The sequence below is a fragment of the Streptomyces natalensis ATCC 27448 genome, assembly GCF_000935125.1.
In the GTDB taxonomy this organism is placed as follows: Bacteria; Actinomycetota; Actinomycetes; order Streptomycetales; family Streptomycetaceae; genus Streptomyces; species Streptomyces natalensis.
The window spans coordinates 338,179-353,146 of record NZ_JRKI01000061.1; the positions used below are offsets into that span (position 1 = coordinate 338,179).

At 71.2% G+C, this 14,968-nt stretch carries 16 protein-coding genes; 8 read left to right on the forward strand and 8 right to left on the reverse strand.

Annotated features, from left to right (window positions below; genetic code table 11):
- Nucleotides 1-208 precede the first annotated feature (208 nt).
- The gene (locus tag SNA_RS32180) at nucleotides 209-856 is read left to right on the forward strand and encodes a TetR/AcrR family transcriptional regulator (RefSeq protein ID WP_030068069.1); all 648 of its coding nucleotides are present in this window, start codon (nucleotides 209-211) and stop codon (nucleotides 854-856) included.
- Between the two features lie 70 nt (nucleotides 857-926).
- Here the strand turns inward: SNA_RS32180 and SNA_RS32185 are convergent, their stop codons facing one another.
- Both SNA_RS32185 and murG read right to left on the reverse strand, forming a co-directional pair.
- Complete coding sequence (locus SNA_RS32185) at nucleotides 927-1,919, reverse strand: GDP-mannose 4,6-dehydratase (protein ID WP_030068070.1); 993 nt, start codon at nucleotides 1,917-1,919, stop codon at nucleotides 927-929.
- Nucleotides 1,916-3,040, reverse strand: coding sequence for an undecaprenyldiphospho-muramoylpentapeptide beta-N-acetylglucosaminyltransferase (gene murG / locus SNA_RS32190; protein ID WP_044367954.1), 1,125 nt, complete (start codon nucleotides 3,038-3,040; stop codon nucleotides 1,916-1,918). Before murG ends, SNA_RS32185 begins: the two co-directional genes overlap by 4 nt.
- Before the next feature lie 63 nt (nucleotides 3,041-3,103).
- On the opposite strand from murG, the gene SNA_RS32195 reads away from it, so the two are divergent.
- The gene (locus SNA_RS32195) at nucleotides 3,104-3,847 is read left to right on the forward strand and encodes a response regulator transcription factor (RefSeq protein ID WP_044368333.1); all 744 of its coding nucleotides are present in this window, start codon (nucleotides 3,104-3,106) and stop codon (nucleotides 3,845-3,847) included.
- Complete coding sequence (locus tag SNA_RS32200; protein ID WP_044367955.1) at nucleotides 3,844-5,250, forward strand: HAMP domain-containing sensor histidine kinase; 1,407 nt, start codon at nucleotides 3,844-3,846, stop codon at nucleotides 5,248-5,250. Before SNA_RS32195 ends, SNA_RS32200 begins: the two co-directional genes overlap by 4 nt.
- Before the next feature lie 49 nt (nucleotides 5,251-5,299).
- Here SNA_RS32200 and SNA_RS32205 read toward each other — a convergent pair whose 3' ends face one another.
- From SNA_RS32205 to SNA_RS32220, 4 genes are all read right to left on the reverse strand, one after another.
- On the reverse strand, nucleotides 5,300-7,000 hold the full coding sequence (locus tag SNA_RS32205) for a coenzyme B12-dependent isobutyryl-CoA mutase large subunit (protein ID WP_044367956.1): 1,701 nt from the start codon (nucleotides 6,998-7,000) through the stop codon (nucleotides 5,300-5,302).
- Nucleotides 7,001-7,151: 151 nt separating this feature from the next.
- Complete coding sequence (locus tag SNA_RS32210; RefSeq protein ID WP_030068075.1) at nucleotides 7,152-7,484, reverse strand: DUF3817 domain-containing protein; 333 nt, start codon at nucleotides 7,482-7,484, stop codon at nucleotides 7,152-7,154.
- A gap of 64 nt (nucleotides 7,485-7,548) precedes the next feature.
- Nucleotides 7,549-8,070, reverse strand: coding sequence for a MarR family winged helix-turn-helix transcriptional regulator (locus SNA_RS32215; protein ID WP_030068076.1), 522 nt, complete (start codon nucleotides 8,068-8,070; stop codon nucleotides 7,549-7,551).
- A gap of 465 nt (nucleotides 8,071-8,535) precedes the next feature.
- A complete protein-coding gene (locus tag SNA_RS32220) occupies nucleotides 8,536-8,889 on the reverse strand; it encodes a DUF3817 domain-containing protein (protein WP_030065581.1) in 354 nt (117 codons plus the stop codon).
- A gap of 214 nt (nucleotides 8,890-9,103) precedes the next feature.
- On the opposite strand from SNA_RS32220, the gene SNA_RS32225 reads away from it, so the two are divergent.
- The 4 genes from SNA_RS32225 (at nucleotide 9,104) to SNA_RS32240 (ending at nucleotide 11,815) form a co-directional block, all read left to right on the forward strand.
- Complete coding sequence (locus SNA_RS32225; protein ID WP_030065580.1) at nucleotides 9,104-9,742, forward strand: AIM24 family protein; 639 nt, start codon at nucleotides 9,104-9,106, stop codon at nucleotides 9,740-9,742.
- Nucleotides 9,742-10,392, forward strand: coding sequence for an AIM24 family protein (locus SNA_RS32230; RefSeq protein WP_030065579.1), 651 nt, complete (start codon nucleotides 9,742-9,744; stop codon nucleotides 10,390-10,392). Before SNA_RS32225 ends, SNA_RS32230 begins: the two co-directional genes overlap by 1 nt.
- Nucleotides 10,389-11,162: an AIM24 family protein gene (locus tag SNA_RS32235; protein ID WP_030065578.1), complete on the forward strand. Its 774-nt coding sequence runs from the start codon at nucleotides 10,389-10,391 to the stop codon at nucleotides 11,160-11,162. Before SNA_RS32230 ends, SNA_RS32235 begins: the two co-directional genes overlap by 4 nt.
- Before the next feature lie 170 nt (nucleotides 11,163-11,332).
- Nucleotides 11,333-11,815, forward strand: coding sequence for a MarR family winged helix-turn-helix transcriptional regulator (locus SNA_RS32240; RefSeq protein WP_030065577.1), 483 nt, complete (start codon nucleotides 11,333-11,335; stop codon nucleotides 11,813-11,815).
- A gap of 170 nt (nucleotides 11,816-11,985) precedes the next feature.
- Here the strand turns inward: SNA_RS32240 and meaB are convergent, their stop codons facing one another.
- Nucleotides 11,986-12,945: a methylmalonyl Co-A mutase-associated GTPase MeaB gene (gene meaB / locus SNA_RS32245; RefSeq protein WP_030065576.1), complete on the reverse strand. Its 960-nt coding sequence runs from the start codon at nucleotides 12,943-12,945 to the stop codon at nucleotides 11,986-11,988.
- 43 nt (nucleotides 12,946-12,988) lie between these two features.
- Nucleotides 12,989-14,203: an acetyl-CoA C-acetyltransferase gene (locus tag SNA_RS32250; RefSeq protein WP_030065575.1), complete on the reverse strand. Its 1,215-nt coding sequence runs from the start codon at nucleotides 14,201-14,203 to the stop codon at nucleotides 12,989-12,991.
- 137 nt (nucleotides 14,204-14,340) lie between these two features.
- Between SNA_RS32250 and mce the strand changes: the two genes are divergently transcribed.
- Complete coding sequence (gene mce / locus SNA_RS32255) at nucleotides 14,341-14,781, forward strand: methylmalonyl-CoA epimerase (protein ID WP_030065574.1); 441 nt, start codon at nucleotides 14,341-14,343, stop codon at nucleotides 14,779-14,781.
- The last annotated feature ends 187 nt before the right edge of the window (nucleotides 14,782-14,968 follow it).

A 14,968-nucleotide genomic window follows, 5' to 3' on the forward strand; every position in this document is an offset into this window, starting at 1 on the left:
TACGGTCCCGAGGAGGACCGCTACTGCTGCGTGGCCATGGGTCCCCACCCACGGCCGGTGGTTGTCGCTGCGCGAGCCCGTATCGTGCGAGCTCTTACGCTACGACCCGTAGCGTAACTGGCCACGACCCCCGTCCGGCACCGATATCCGGCCCCGCCGGACGTGATCTGGCTCACGAGGCGCGCCGCCCGGCCCCCTACCGGCCGGTATGGTCGCCCGCATGCCCGACTCCACCAGCCCCCGGAAAGGCCGCCCCGGCCGCCCGCGCAGCGCCGAGGCCGACCGCGCCATCCTGGACGCGACCCGCGCCGCGCTCGTCGACGTGGGCTGGGGAAAACTGACCATGGGCGAGGTGGCGGCCCGCGCCGGCGTCGCCAAAACCACCCTCTACCGCCGCTGGGCCAACAAGAACGAACTCGTCGTGGACGCCGTGGCAGTCCTCTTCGACGAGCTCGAACTGCCCGACCGGGGCTGTCTGAAAGCCGATATCGAGGGCGTGGTGCTCCAGTTCGGCGCGCTGCTCGCCCGGCCCGAGACCAAAACGGCGCTGATGGCCGTGGTCGCCGAGTCCACCACCGACGACGCGCTGCGCGAACGGATCCGCTCGGCGATCGTCGACCGCCAGAAGCGGCTGGTCGTCCTGGGCCGCGAACGCGCCCAGCAGCGCGGGGAACTGCCGCCCGACAGCCCCGGTACCGAGGGCGCGCTGGCCGCCGGCCAGGCCATCGGCCTGATCTTCGACGTGATCGCCGGCGCGATCATCCACCGCACCCTGGTCTCCTCCGAGCCGGTGGACCCGGCCTGGGCGCAGAACTTCGCGACGCTGCTGCTGACGGGGCTGGTGGGGCTGGGCTGAGGGGCGTCCGGGCCCGGTGGCCGAGGCGGGGCTGCCCGGCCCGGTGGCCGAGGCGGGGCGGCCCCGCGGATCAGACCTGGTACCGGTCGGCCGAAAACAGCCGGAGATTCTCGGCCACCCACTCCGACGTCCGCTTCAGCCCCTCCTCCAGCGACACCTCCGGCTCCCACCCGGCCCACCGGCGCGCCCGGGAGTTGTCCGAAAGCAGCCGCTCCACCTCGCTGCCCGAGGGCCGCAGCCGCGCCGGATCGACGACCACCTCCGCCTCCCGTCCGGAAGCCGCGATCAGCGCCTCGGCCAGCGCCCCGATCGCGATCTCCCGCCCGGTGCCGAGATTGACCACCTCGCCCAGCGCCCGGTCGCACTCCGCCATCGCCAAGAAGCCCGCGGCCGTGTCCGTGACATAGGTGAAGTCCCGGGTCGGGGTGAGCGAGCCGAGCCTGATCTGCCGGGCTCCGGAGTGCAGTTGGGCCAGGATCGTGGGGATCACGGCGCGCGCCGACTGCCGCGGGCCGTAGGTGTTGAACGGCCGCACGACCGTCACCGGCAGCTCGAAGGCGTGCCAGTGCGACAGCGCCATCATGTCGGCGCCGATCTTCGAGGCGGAGTACGGCGACTGGGGCTGCAACGGATGGTCCTCGCCGATCGGCGCGGTCCGCGCGGTCCCGTAGACCTCGCTGGTGGAGGTGTGCACCAGGCGGCGGACGGCGTGCCGGCGGCAGGCCTCGGCGACGTTCTCCGTACCGACGACATTCGTCTGGACGTAGGCGCCGGGCGAGTCGTAGCTGTACGGAATCCCGATCAGCGCCGCCAGATGAAAGACGGTGTCACAGCCGGCAACGGCGTCGCTCACCCGGCCCGCGTCGCGGACGTCGCCCGCGAGCATCTCGACCTCGTGCATCCGGTGGGCGAGATATCCCTTCTCGGCATACGGCTTGTAGTGGACCAGGGCGCGGACCTGCGCGCCGCGCTCGACGAGCAGATCGACCAGGGTGGAGCCGATGAACCCCTCGGCCCCGGTGACCAGAACCTTGCGGCCGGACCAGTTCGTTGTCGCAGTCATGCTGCCTCCTTGAGGGCTGTGGTGTACGGGTGTGCGGCGAGCCGCAGGGTGCGCTCGGCGAGCAGTTCGGCGGCGCGGGCGTGCGGGCCGGGGTCGGCGGCCGCGCCCATGGCCGTCAGGCGGGCCGGGTCGGCGAGCAGCGGCTCGACGAGCGCGGCGAGCCGGTCGGCGGTGGTCTCGGCGTCGGCGAGGAGCAGCCCGGCGCCGGCATCCGTCAGCACCCGGGCGTTATGGGTCTGGTGGTCGCCGGGGGCGTGCGGATACGGGACCAGCACGGCGGGCACACCGACGGTGGCCAGCTCCGCGACGGTCGCCGAACCGGCCCGGCACACGACCAGATCGGCGGCCGCGTAGGCCAGGTCCATCCGGTCGAGATACGGCACGGCACGGGCGTTCGCCGCCAGCCGCCGCTCGGTCTCCTCCAGGGCCGCCGGCCCGGTCTTGACCAGCAGATGGACGTCGGCGCGGGCGGCCCAGCGGTGGGAGAGCCCGATCGCGGCCTCGGTGAGCCGGGCGGCGCCCAGGCTGCCGCCGTTGACCAGGACGAGCCGGGCGCCGTCGGGCACCCGCAGCGCGCGGCGGGCCGCGTCGCGCAGCGCGCTGCGGTCGAGCCCGGCCAGGGCCGCGGCGACCGGCATCCCGGTGGTGACCGCGCCGGGCAGATGGCCGGTGTCGAAGGCGACCGCGATATGCGGGGTGAGCCGGGAGGCGAACTTGTTGGCCCGGCCGGGCACCGCATTGGATTCATGGATCAGGCTCGGCAGCCCGGCCAGCCGCGCCCCGACGATCACCGGCGCGCTCGGGTAGCCGCCCATGCCGACGGCCACCTGGGCGCGCTGGTCCTTGAGGATGGCCCGGCACTGGGCGCCCGCACGCAGCAGCGCGGCCGGCAGCAGATAGCGCCGGGCGCCGAGCGCCGGATCGAAGGGGATCATGTCGACGGTGTGCAGCCGGTAACCGGCCTGCGGTATCAGCCGGGTCTCCAGGCCCCGTTCGGTCCCGACGAACGAGATCACCGCATCGGGCACCGCGCGACGCAGCGCGTCGGCGAGGGCGAGCCCCGGGTAGATGTGGCCGCCGGTGCCGCCCGCACCGATCACGACGGAGAGTGGTGTGCGCATGGCCGCCACGCTCGCGAAGTGCCCTAAGAAGCTTCTAAGAGAGGTGTTTGGCAGCCTGTGTCCATGCCGTCCACACCCCGGTCCCCCGCGCCCCGTCCCCCGGCGCCCCCGTCCCCCGCGCCCCGGATCCTCGTCGTCGATGACGAGCCGGAGGTGCGCGCCGCCGTCGAGGACGGACTCGCCGTCGAAGGCTACGAGGTACGCGGCGCCGCCGACGGCCTGGCGGCGCTGTCCGAGGTCGCCGCCTGGCAGCCGGACGCCCTCGTCCTGGACGTCATGATGCCGGTCCTGGACGGTCTGGCCGTCTGCCGCCGGCTGCGCGCGCTGGACGACCGTACGCCCATCCTCGTCCTGACCGCGCTGGATTCGGTCAGCGAACGCGTCGACGGCCTGGATGCCGGGGCCGACGACTATCTGGTCAAGCCCTTCGCGCTGGACGAACTCCTCGCCCGGCTACGGGCCCTGCTGCGCCGGGCCGCCGCCCCCGTCGCCGACGACGCCACCCTGGCCTTCGGCGATCTGGTGGTCGACCCGCGCACCCGCAGCGGCCACCGGGCGGGCCGCCCCCTGGAGTTCAGCCGCACCGAGTGGGCGCTGCTGGAACTGCTGCTGCTCCACCCGGGCCAGATCATGCCGCGCGAGGTGATCCTGGAACGCGTCTGGGGGCACGACTTCGGGCCCGACTCCAACTCGCTGGCCGTCTACATCGGTTATCTGCGCCGCAAACTCGAAGCGGGCGGCGAGCCCCGCATCGTCCACACCGTCCACGGCATCGGCTACCGCCTGGACCGGGCGGAGGAGGCATGACGGGCCGGCGCGGGCTCGGCGGACGCTGGGTGCGCCGTCGGCCGTTGCGTACCCGGCTGGCGCTGGCCGCCTCCGCGGCCGTGGCGCTGGTCGCGCTCGGTGCCTGCGCCGCGGCCTTCGTCATCATCCGCTACGAGATGACCCGCCAGCTCGACCGCAGTCTGGTCCAGACGGCCGCCCAGGAGGCCCGGCACACCCGCGGCTGGGGCCCGACCCCGGCCGACGCCTCCTGCCAGTACCAGGCCACCTCCTGCGTCCAGATCGTCCCCGCCGACGCCACCAAGGACCCCCGCGACGGCTACCGTGTCCTGCCGGTCACCCCCGCCACCCGCGGGGTCGCCGCCGGCCGGCGCACCGCGTACTACAGCAAACTCACGGTCGCCGGACAGCCCGTCCGGATGTACACCAGCCGCGTCCCCGGCGAACGCGAGGCGCTCCAGGTGGCGCTGCGCTCGGACACCGTCGAGCGCAGCGTGACACAGGCGGCCTGGGCGCTGTCCGCGGTCGGCGCCGCCGGTGTCCTGCTGGCCGCCGCGCTCGGCTACGGCGTGTCCCGTACCGGCCTGGCCCCGGTCGCCCGCCTGACCGCCACCGCCGAACGCATCGCCGCCACCCGCGACCCACGCCACCGCATCGAGCTCCCGGCCGGACCCCCGGCCCGCGAGGACGAGGTCACCCGCCTCGCCGCCACCTTCAACACCATGCTCACCGCCCTGGAGCAGTCCGTCACCGCCCAGCGCCGCCTGGTCGCCGACGCCTCCCACGAGCTGCGCACCCCACTGACCGCCCTGCGCACGAACGCCGAACTCCTGGCCCGCGCCGACCGGCTGACCGACGCCCAGCGCGACCGCGCCGCCGGGGCACTGGGCCGTCAGCTGCGCGAGGTCACCACCCTGGTCAACGACCTGATCGAACTCGCCCGCGACGAGGAACCGCAGCCCCTGGTGGAACAGGTACGCCCGGCCGCCCTCCTGGAACACGCCCTCGCCGCGGCCCGCGAACACTGGCCGCAGATCGCCTTCTCCGCCCGCATCGACCCGGCCGCGGCCGCCGTGGCCGTCCCCGGCGTCCCGCCCCGCCTCGCCCGGCTGCTGTCCAACCTGCTCGACAACGCCGCGAAGTTCTCCCCGCCGGGCGCCTCTGTCGACACCGAACTCGCCCTCACCTCAGGCGCGTTGGACCTGACCGTACGCGACCACGGCCCCGGCATCGCGGCCGAGGACCTCCCCCATGTCTTCGACCGCTTCTACCGCGCCGAGGCGGCCCGCGCCCTGCCCGGCTCCGGCCTGGGCCTGGCCATGGCCCGCCAGATCGCCCGTGCCCACGGCGCCGAACTCACCGCGGAACGGGCGCCCGGGGGCGGGGCGCTGTTCCGGCTGCGGGTGCCGGTGGCGCAGCCGTAGCGCGCAACGGGGCCCTTCAGAATCCGGCCTGACCCCGGTCAGAACCCGGTCAGAACCCGGCCGGTTCCGTGTACACGCCCCACTCGTCCCGCAGCACCCCGCAGATCTCGCCCAGGGTGGCCTCCGCGCGGACCGCGTCCAGCATCGGCTCGATCATGTTGCCGCCGTTGCGGGCGGCGGCCAGCATGCCGTCCAGGGCGGAGCGCACCCGGGCGTCGTCGCGGGCCGACTTGCGGTCCGCCAGGACGCGTACCTGCTCGCGCTCGACCTCATGGCTGACCCGCAGGATCTCCAGGTCGCCGGTGACCGAACCATGGTGGCAGTTGACGCCCACGACCCGCTTGTCGCCCTTTTCCAGCGCCTGCTGATACCGGAAGGCGGATTCGGCGATCTCGCCGGTGAACCAGCCGTCCTCGATGCCGCGCAGGATCCCGGAGGTGATCGGACCGATCGGATGCCGGCCGTCCGGCACCGCCCGGGCGCCGCGTTCCCTGATCCGGTCGAAGATCTTCTCGGCGTCGGCCTCGATCCGGTCCGTCAGCTGCTCGATGAACCACGAACCGCCCAGCGGATCGGCCACATTGGCGACCCCGGTCTCCTCCATCAGCACCTGCTGCGTACGCAGCGCGATCTCCGCGGCCTGCTCGGAGGGCAGCGCGAGGGTCTCGTCCAGCGCGTTGGTGTGCAGCGAGTTGGTCCCGCCGAGCACGGCCGCGAGGGCCTCGACGGCCGTACGGACGACGTTGTTGTACGGCTGCTGCGCGGTCAGCGAGACACCCGCGGTCTGTGTGTGGAACCGCAGCCACTGCGCCTTGTCCGTCGTGGCGCCGTACACCTCCTTCATCCAGCGGGCCCAGATCCGGCGCGCGGCGCGGAACTTGGCGATCTCCTCGAAGAAATCGAGATGCGCATCGAAGAAGAAGCTCAGCCCCGGCGCGAAGACATCGACATCGAGCCCGCGCGACAGCCCCAGCTCCACATAGCCGAACCCGTCCGCGAGGGTGTACGCCAGCTCCTGCGCGGCCGTCGCCCCCGCCTCACGGATGTGATAGCCGGAGACCGAAAGCGGCTTGTACGCGGGGATGTCGCGCGCGCAGTGCTCCATCAGGTCGCCGATCAGACGCAGATGGGGCTCGGGCTGGAAGAGCCACTCCTTCTGCGCGATGTACTCCTTGAAGATGTCCGTCTGGAGGGTGCCGTTGAGGACCGCCGGGTCCACGCCCTGCCGCTCCGCCGCCACCAGGTACATGCAGAAGACCGGGACGGCCGGCCCGGAGATCGTCATGGACGTGGTGACCTCGCCCAGCGGGATGTCCTTGAAGAGGACCTCCATATCGGCGGCGGAGTCGATGGCGACCCCGCAGTGGCCGACCTCGCCGAGCGAGCGCGGGTCGTCGGAGTCCCGCCCCATCAGCGTCGGCATGTCGAAGGCGACGGACAGGCCGCCGCCGCCCGCCTTGAGGATCATCTTGTAGCGCTCGTTGGTCTGCTCGGCGTTGCCGAAGCCCGCGAACTGGCGGATCGTCCACGTACGGCCGCGGTAGCCGGTCGGGTACAGCCCGCGGGTGAAGGGGTACTCACCGGGCCAGCCGATCCGCTCGAAGCCTTCGACGCTGTCGCCGGGCCGGGGGCCGTAGACCGGCTCGACCGGATCGCCGGAGAGCGTGCTGAAGTCCGCATCGCGCTTCCGTGCGGAGTCGTACCGAGCCTGCCAGCGGCGGCGGCCCTCATCGATCGCGTGAGCGTCCATACCTTCGAATTTACTAGGACGTCCTAGTAATTGTCGATGGGAGCGGGCGACGAGTCTGCGAGGGTGATCGGACGACTACGCAACGCAAACGCGCCCGTCCCCCACAGGGGCGGGCGCGTCGGACGAGAGCGGAAGCGGAAGGCGGCCGGCCTCAGGCCTTGACCGGCTGCGGCGCGGCCTCGGCGAGCTGCGGCTCGACCTCGCGGACGACCTGGCGCTCGACGAAGAAGGCGGCCGTCGGGATCGTCCCGGCGACCAGCACCCACAGCAGCTTGCCGAACGGCCACTTGGCCTTGGAGCCCAGGTCGAAGGCGAACACCAGGTAGATGATGTAGAGCACGCCGTGGATCTGGGAGACGACGAGGGTCAGGTCCTTGCCCATCCCGAAGCCGTACTTGAAAACCATGCAGGTGCAGAGCACGAGGAGCATCACGGCGGTGATGTAGGCCATCGCCCGGTATCGGGTCAGGACACTTCGCTTCATGCCCCGAGCGTAACCGCCCGTTCCGGGGCGATCTTCGCCACCCCCCGCCCCGGGCACGGCCCCGCTACTCCTCGCCCTGGCCCTCCGTGAAGTCCGCCGCCGCCACCCGCAGCGGCCGCAGCATCGCGAAGATCTCGGCGCACTCCTCGGCGTCGTACGCACCGAGCCCGAAGTCCATGGCCATCAGGTCATGGGTGGCCGCATCGCACACCTTGCGGCCCTTTTCGGTGATGGAGGCGAGGGTGCCGCGGCCGTCGTTGGGGTTGGGGCGCTTGGCCACCAGACCGGACTTCACCAGGCGGTCGACGGTGTTGGTCACCGAGGTCGGGTGCACCATCAGCCGCTCGCCGATCTTGGACATCGGCAGCTCACCGGCCTTGGAGAAGGTCAGCAGCACCAGCGCCTCATACCGCGCGAAGGTCAGGCCGTACGGCTTGACCACGGCGTCCACCTCGGACAGCAGAATCTGTTGGGCCCGCATGATCGAGGTGATCGCGGCCATCGAGGGCACGGCACCCCATCGCTGCCGCCACAACTCGTCGGCACGCGCGATGGGGTCAAAGGCAAGGCTGAGCGGCTTCGACACGTCTGCGACCCTACCGGTCGGTCATATCGTGGGCAGCCCTGTCTCATTTTTCGGTCCCCCCGAATCACGGGTCCGCTGCGCTTGGCTTGGGCCCCACGTTTTCGGCTTCCCCGCCGTGGGGGTTTGTCGCCGTTGCGCCTGCGGCCCGTTCGCTGCGCTTTACCTGAGCCGACGGTTCGGCTTTCCCGTCGTTGCGCCTGCGGCGGGCGTTGCCGCTGGCGCGGGGCTGTCCGGCAGCGGCACCGGACCTACACGGCTCCGCCGCTACGGACCGGCACCTCCCCGTTGGGGGTGGAAACAGACGGTGGGGGCGGACCACCGGCCTTTTACCCCCCACCGTCGGGAGGGGCCGCGCCGCAGGACGAAGTCCGGAGGCGTGGCACCGCACCCGTACAACCCACGCCCGCCGCAGGCGCAACGGCGAACACCCCCCACGGCGGGAAAGCCGACAACGTGGGGAGAAACCTAGAGCGAAGCGACGACGCCTTCCTTGCGCGCCCGGGCCGCGATCACGCCCGCCTCCTCCTCGCGCCGCAGCACCCGGTCCCCGTAGAGCCCGCCGAACGGCACGATCGCGAGGACGAAGAAGAAGGCGACGCGCTTGAAGGGCCACTTGGTGCGGTTCCACAGGTCGAGCAGCAGCACCACGTACGTGATGAACAGCACGCCGTGGACCAGGCCGAGCGGCATCACCAGGGCGTCGTAGCCGAAGGCCAGACGGAATCCGGTACCGAAGATCAGCAGCGCCGGGAAGGAGATGGCCTCCGGGATGGATGCCAGGCGCAGTCGGTGCAGGGCGGCGGCGGTCTTGATGTCCACGGGAACCTCGTCAGTACGGCGGGCGGAGGCGGCAAACGGCTTGTGCAAGAGTTCACAAGCGCCGGTCCATTGTGACAGCCGTCCGGACGATCACCGCGGGCGGGTCCGGCAAGCCCGGCTCCGACGCCACCCGGCCCTCCGGACCCGGACAGATCGCCCTCGCACGGCCAAAAGGGCCTGCCGCATGCCGTGCGGGCCGACTACGGTCTGATCCGTGGCTCAGTTTCGGCTCCAGGGGAGCAAGGTGCTCGCCGTCGATATGACGGGCGACGCCGTCAAGGCGAAAAACGGCGCGATGGTCGCGTACGACGGCCAGATGTCGTTCAAGAAGATGACCGGGGGCGGCGACGGTCTGCGCGGCATGGTCACCCGTCGGCTGACGGGCGAGCAGATGACCGTGATGGAGGTGAAGGGGCACGGCACCTGCTACTTCGCGGACCGTGCGAGCGAGATCAACCTGGTGCAGCTGACCGGCGAGAAGCTCTATGTCGAGGCGAGCAACCTGCTGTGCACGGATGCCGCGCTGCGCACCGGCACCACCTTCACCGGGCTGCGCGGCGCCTCCCAGGGCAACGGCCTGTTCACCACCACGGTCGAGGGCCACGGCCAGGCGGCGCTCACCTCGGACGGGCCGGCGGTGGTGCTGCGGGTGACCAAGCAGTATCCGCTCCAGGTGGACCCCGGGGCGTACATCGCGCACACCGGGAACCTCAAGCAGCACTTCCAGTCCGGGGTGAACTTCCGGACGTTCATGGGGGAGGGCTCGGGCGAGGCGTTCCAGATCCGGTTCGAGGGGGAGGGCCTGGTGTACGTCCAGCCCAGCGAGCGCAACACCGTGGGGGGTGACGTCTGATGCCGTTCACGGCGCTCAACTCCCGCATGGTGGAGGCGCACATCACCCCGGGGCAGCGGATGTTCAGCCAGCGCGGGGCGATGCTCGCCTACCGGGGCGAGGTGTCCTTCACGCCGAACATCCAGGGCGGGCAGGGCGGTATCGGCTCGATGATCGGGCGGCGGATCGCGGGCGAGGCGACGCCGCTGATGACGGTGGAGGGCAGTGGCACGGTGATGTTCGGCCACGGCGGCCATCACGTCCATGTCGTCGATCTGACGGGCGAGACGCTGTTCGTCGAGGCCGACCGGCTGCTGGCCTTCGACGGTTCGCTGGAGCAGGGCACGATGTTCATGGGCTCGCAGGGCGGGGTGATGGGCATGGTGCGCGGTCAGGTCACCGGGCAGGGCCTGTTCACCACCACGCTCAGGGGCCACGGCTCGGCGGCGGTGATGGCACACGGAGGGGTGATCGAGCTGCCGGTCACCCCGCAGCGCCCGGTGCACGTCGACCCGCAGGCGTACGTGGCGCACCGCGGCGAGATCCGCAACAAACTGTCCGCGGCGCTCGGCTGGCGCGAATTCGTCGGCCGCGGCTCGGGGGAGGCCTTCCAGCTGGAGCTGTCGGGCCAGGGCACCGTCTACGTCCAGGCGTCGGAGGAAAAGCTGTGACCGGTCCCGTCATTCATGACGTCCAGACGCTGCCGGCCGACGACAACGTCAATCCGTACGCCTTCAGCGTGGCGCTGGACGGGCAGTGGTTCCTCCAGAAGGGGAAGATGATCGCCTATTACGGGCAGATCGACTTCCAGGGCATCGGGCACGGTCGGCTCGACCGGCTGATCGCGGGCAGTTTTCATTCGCCGCTGCATGCCACGGACTGGGTCGTCGCCGAGGGCCGCGGCAAGATGCTGCTCGCCGACCGCGCCTTCGACGTCAATTCCTTTGACCTGGAGGACGGCAACCTCACCATTCGTTCCGGCAATCTGCTCGCCTTTCAGCCATCTCTGTCGCTGAAGCAGTCGATCATTCCCGGCTTTCTCACCCTGATCGGTACGGGGAAGTTCGTGGCCGCCTCCAACGGTCCGGTGGTGTTCGTCGAGCCGCCCATCCGGGTGGACCCGCAGGCGCTGGTCGGCTGGGCCGACTGCCCCTCGCCGTGCCATCACTACGACCATCAGTACCTGCGGGGATTCCTCGGCGGGCTGCGGGCGCACACCGGGATCGGCGGGGTCTCCGGCGAGGAGCACCAGTTCGAGTTCGTGGGGGCCGGTACGGTCCTGCTCCAGTCGACGGAGGCGCTGATGCCGGAGCTGGAGACGGGCGCGGTGCCGGACGAGGCGGGCGTTCCGGGCGGTGGTGGGCAGGCGGCGCAAAGTGGCTCACAATTGCCCCAGTTGCCCGGTGGCCTCGGGGGGCTCCAGCGCCGCTTCGGGCTGTGAGCGGTAGTCTGCGGACGGTGACCTCGAACGCCTGACCCATCGCCCGAGGTCACGCCGGCGTCTCACCGGCCGGCGCGGGGGCCGGCGGGCATCCGCCGCGGCTCACCGCACACCCGGCCCACCCCTGCCAACTTAATTCAGTATTCAACTTTTACGGATAGAATTCCCCCATGACGACCGAGACGACCGACGACACCCCCTGGCTGACCAACCAGGAGCAGCGTGCCTGGCGTACACATCTGGACGTCAGCCGGCTGCTGATGCACCAGCTGGAACGCGATCTCCAGCCGTTCGGCCTGACGAACAACGACTACGAGATCCTCGTCAACCTCTCCGAGGCCGCCGACCACCGGCTGCGGATGAGCGACCTGGCGACCGCCACCCTCCAGTCCAAGAGCCGGCTCTCGCACCAGATCACCCGGATGGAGAACGCCGGTCTGGTGCGCCGCGAGAGCTGCGAGTCGGACCGCCGGGGCCTGTACGCGGTGCTGACCGACGAGGGCTGGGACACCATGCGCCGGGTCGCCCCGCACCACGTCGCCTCGGTGCGCCGGCACTTCATCGACCTGTTCTCCGCCGAGGACCTCGAAGTGCTGCGAGCCTCGCTGGCCCCGGTGGCCGAGCATCTGCGCGCGCACCGCGGGGGCGTGTGAGGCGCAGCCGTCGGGGGCGGGCCGGGGCAGGCGCCGCCATACGGCCCAACTGACGGCGAGAATCGGCCACTTCCCCGGCCGCGGGCGCCGCACCGACCCCGGAGCCGGATGCGGCCGGCGCCGCCGCAGGCCGGCGCCGCCCCGCCCGGCCGAACCGGCCCGAAACGGGCTCAGCCCCCGTTCGTCAACCCCTCCACCAGTTCGTCCGCCGCCCGATAGGGGTCGGTCTCGCCGACCACGATGCGTTCGGCCAGCGCGTCCAGCCGGCGGTCTCCGCTCAGGTCGCCGATCCGCTCGCGCAGCGCCGTGACGGCGATCGTCTCGACCTCCCGCGCGGCGCGGGCCCGGCGCCGGGCGGACAGCACGCCGTGCTCCTCCATCCACGCGCGGTGCTTCTCCAGGGCCTCGACCACCTCGTCGACGCCCTCGGACCGCGCCGCGACCGTCTTGACGATCGGCGGGCGCCAGTCGCCCGGCGCCCGCGATTCGCCCAGGCCGAGCATGTGGTTGAGCTCGCGGGCGGTGGCGTCCGCTCCGTCCCGGTCGGCCTTGTTGACGACGTAGACGTCGCCGATCTCCAGAATGCCCGCCTTCGCGGCCTGGATCCCGTCGCCCATACCGGGCGCGAGCAGCACCACGCTCGTATCGGCCTGCGAGGCGATCTCCACCTCGGACTGCCCGACGCCGACCGTCTCGACGAGGACGATGTCGCAGCCGGCCGCGTCCAGGACACGGATCGCCTGCGGCGCCGCCCAGGCCAGGCCGCCCAGATGGCCGCGGGTGGCCATGGAGCGGATGTAGACGCCGGGGTCGGAGGCGTGGTCCGACATCCGGACGCGGTCGCCGAGCAGCGCCCCGCCGGAGAACGGCGAGGACGGGTCGACGGCGAGCACCCCGACCCGTTTGCCCGCCTTGCGGTAGGCCGTCACCAGCGCGGAGGTGGTGGTGGACTTCCCGACCCCGGGTGAGCCGGTCAGCCCGACCACATAGGCGTTGCCGGTGAGCGGCGCGAGCGTCGCCATCACCTCGCGCAGCTCCGGGGCCGCCCCCTCCACGAGGGAGATCAGCCGGGCCACCGCCCTCGGCCGGCCCTCGCGGGCCTGCTCCACCAGCTGCGGGACGTCCACCATCGCTGCCCGTCTCCTTCGGCTCGCTCGCGTACGTGTTGCCCGGTTACTTGCCCGAGTTGTTTCCCGGTACGCGGATGATCAGCGCATCGCCCTGACCGCCGCCACCGCACAGCGCGGCGGCGCCCACGCCCCCGCCCCGGCGGCGCAGCTCCAGCGCGAGGTGGAGCACGATACGGGCGCCGGACATGCCGATCGGGTGGCCGAGGGCGATCGCCCCGCCGTTGACATTCACCTTTTCCGGGGATACTCCCAGGTCCTTCATTGACTGCACGGCGACCGCCGCGAACGCCTCGTTGATCTCGATCAGGTCAAGATCTTCGACGGCCAGGCCCTCCTTCTTCAGGGCGTGGTCGATGGCGTTGGACGGCTGCGACTGGAGGGAGTTGTCGGGGCCGGCGACGTTGCCGTGGGCGCCGATCTCCGCGATCCACTCCAGGCCCAGCTCCTGGGCCTTGGCCTTGCTCATCACGACCACCGCGGCCGCGCCGTCGGAGATCTGCGAGGAGGTGCCCGCGGTGATCGTGCCGTCCTTGGCGAAGGCCGGGCGCAGCTTGCCGAGGGACTCGGCGGTGGTCTCGCCGCGGATGCCCTCGTCCTCGCTGAACAGGACCGGGTCGCCCTTGCGCTGCGGGATCTCGACGGGGGTGATCTCGGCCGCGAACAGGCCGTTCTTCTGGGCGGCGGCGGCCCGCTGGTGGGAGCGGGCGGCGACCTCGTCCTGCTCGGGGCGGGCGATGCCCAGGCGGGTGTTGTGCTTCTCGGTGGACTCGCCCATGGCGATGCCCTCGAAGGAGTCGGTCAGACCGTCGTGGGCCATCGCGTCGAGCATCTCGACCGCGCCGTACTTGTAGCCCTCGCGGGACTTGGGCAGCAGATGCGGGGCGTTGGTCATCGACTCCTGGCCACCGGCGACGATCACGTCGAATTCGCCGGCGCGAATGAGCTGGTCGGCCAGGGCGACGGCGTCCAGACCCGAGAGGCAGACCTTGTTGACGGTCAGCGCGGGAACGTTCATCGGGATGCCGGCCTTGACGGCGGCCTGGCGGGCGGGGATCTGCCCGGCGCCGGCCTGGAGGACCTGGCCCATGATCACGTACTGCACCTGGTCACCGCCGATACCGGCCCGGTCCAGGGCGGCCTTGATGGCGAAGCCGCCCAGGTCGGCACCGGAGAAGGTGCGCAGGGAACCCAGGAGCCGGCCCATGGGGGTGCGTGCTCCCGCCACGATGACGGAGGTGGTGCCGTTGGTTGCAGACATGCGATCCGGCCTTCCTTTGCAGGGAAGTTAACGAGGGTTCCCGTCAATGTACTGAGCGGTAGGCCCGGGGTCACCGGGAAGCGGGTGTGATGGCTGGCACGTTGCGTAACCAGCCGTGCGAGCGGTGCACTGGAGCCATGCTGACGCGAATCGATCACATCGGGATCGCCTGTTTCGACCTCGACAAGACTGTCGAGTTCTACCGTGCCACGTACGGGTTCGAGGTGTTCCACTCCGAGGTCAACGAAGAGCAGGGCGTCCGTGAGGCGATGCTCAAAATCAACGGGACCTCCGACGGCGGCGCCTCGTATCTCCAGCTCCTGGAGCCGACGCGGGAGGACTCCGCGGTGGGCAAGTGGCTGAAGAAGAACGGTGAGGGCGTGCACCACATCGCCTTCGGCACGGCCGATGTGGACACCGACTCCGAGGCCATCCGGGACAAGGGCGTACGGGTGCTCTACGAGGAGCCGCGGACCGGGTCGATGGGGTCCCGGATCACCTTCCTGCACCCCAAGGACTGTCACGGAGTGCTCACCGAACTCGTCACCGCTGCGCCTTCCTCCCCGACGGAGCACTGACCTTCCCCTTCCCCGGCCGGTAGAGTGCACCTTCGGCCGGGGTACGGGAGTGGGGCCCGGCCCGTACTCTGCCGATGATCTGACACCATTTCTTCGGAAGGGTCAGCTCCGATGGGCGCGAGTCCGGTACGACGTGACGTGTACGGGACGAGCTTCCGCAGGACGGAGTCGGCCGCCACCATGACCA

Bases quoted from the DNA above. Each gene is read 5' to 3' on its own strand.
- meaB (WP_030065576.1), bottom strand. From the start codon at position 12,945: ATGGTGGACGTCCCGCAGCTGGTGGAGCAGGCCCGCGAGGGCCGGCCG.
- mce (WP_030065574.1), top strand. From the start codon at position 14,341: ATGCTGACGCGAATCGATCACATCGGGATCGCCTGTTTCGACCTCGAC.
- SNA_RS32250 (WP_030065575.1), bottom strand. From the start codon at position 14,203: ATGTCTGCAACCAACGGCACCACCTCCGTCATCGTGGCGGGAGCACGC.
- SNA_RS32210 (WP_030068075.1), bottom strand. From the start codon at position 7,484: ATGAAGCGAAGTGTCCTGACCCGATACCGGGCGATGGCCTACATCACC.
- SNA_RS32205 (WP_044367956.1), bottom strand. From the start codon at position 7,000: ATGGACGCTCACGCGATCGATGAGGGCCGCCGCCGCTGGCAGGCTCGG.
- SNA_RS32195 (WP_044368333.1), top strand. From the start codon at position 3,104: ATGCCGTCCACACCCCGGTCCCCCGCGCCCCGTCCCCCGGCGCCCCCG.
- murG (WP_044367954.1), bottom strand. From the start codon at position 3,040: ATGCGCACACCACTCTCCGTCGTGATCGGTGCGGGCGGCACCGGCGGC.
- SNA_RS32230 (WP_030065579.1), top strand. From the start codon at position 9,742: ATGCCGTTCACGGCGCTCAACTCCCGCATGGTGGAGGCGCACATCACC.
- SNA_RS32185 (WP_030068070.1), bottom strand. From the start codon at position 1,919: ATGACTGCGACAACGAACTGGTCCGGCCGCAAGGTTCTGGTCACCGGG.
- SNA_RS32240 (WP_030065577.1), top strand. From the start codon at position 11,333: ATGACGACCGAGACGACCGACGACACCCCCTGGCTGACCAACCAGGAG.
- SNA_RS32180 (WP_030068069.1), top strand. From the start codon at position 209: ATGGTCGCCCGCATGCCCGACTCCACCAGCCCCCGGAAAGGCCGCCCC.
- SNA_RS32200 (WP_044367955.1), top strand. From the start codon at position 3,844: ATGACGGGCCGGCGCGGGCTCGGCGGACGCTGGGTGCGCCGTCGGCCG.